Here is a 688-nt window from a genome sequence, read left to right as displayed (position 1 = left end):
AGCGACGCGGCGATCGGCACGCCGATGAACATCAGCAGGAACAACAGCAGGAAGAGGAACAGAACGGTCATTGCTTGGGCTCCTCGTGCTCATTGATCTTCAGGGCATCGGCGGCTTCGTCAGCCAGGCCGAGACCGGTCTGCTCGTTGCGCAGGATACGGACGAGGATTTCCAGGAAGCGGACGAACACCATGGCGTAACCGAACGGCACGATCATGCCGATATGCCATTGCTGAATGCCGTAGTGGCCGAGGTCTTCGGCACCGATACCAGCGGTGAACAGGGTGTGCACCCAGTCGAAGCTGCCGACCGCGATCAGGCCGGCATAGCCCAGGCAGGCTGCGCAGGCGATCACACCGATGACGCGCTGCACGCCGCGCGGGGCGAGTTTGACCAGGGCGTCGACGCCGATGTGGCCGGCCGTGCGCACGCCGTAGGCCAGGCCGAAGAAGATCAGCCAGCCGAACAGGGCCTTGGTCAGGGCATTGCTCCAGGTCATCGCCTGGGCCATGTCGAGAATGGTGTCGCCGATGCCGAGCAGAAACTCGTTACCGCCGAAATAGTCACCCAGCCAATAGAACAGGGTGTAGAAGTTGTTGAGGATCACGTAGACGAAAGTGATCAGCGTCATGGCCGCCAGGAGGAAAGCGATGAAGCCTTCCTCGAAGTGCTCCCAGACGCGCCGCAA

Annotated in this window: 1 protein-coding gene; it reads right to left on the bottom strand. The window is 61.6% G+C overall.

The annotated features are described in order from the left end of the window. Nucleotides 1–67 precede the first annotated feature (67 nt). Nucleotides 68–688, bottom strand: a 621-nt coding sequence (locus INS93_RS25215; RefSeq protein WP_226945736.1) for a TRAP transporter small permease, incomplete at its 5' end; no start/stop codon positions are given.

Source organism: Pseudomonas sp. EggHat1 (genome assembly GCF_014892995.1).
GTDB classification, from domain to species: domain Bacteria; phylum Pseudomonadota; class Gammaproteobacteria; order Pseudomonadales; family Pseudomonadaceae; genus Aquipseudomonas; species Aquipseudomonas chaetocerotis.
This window is presented reverse-complemented; position numbering and strand designations above follow the sequence as displayed.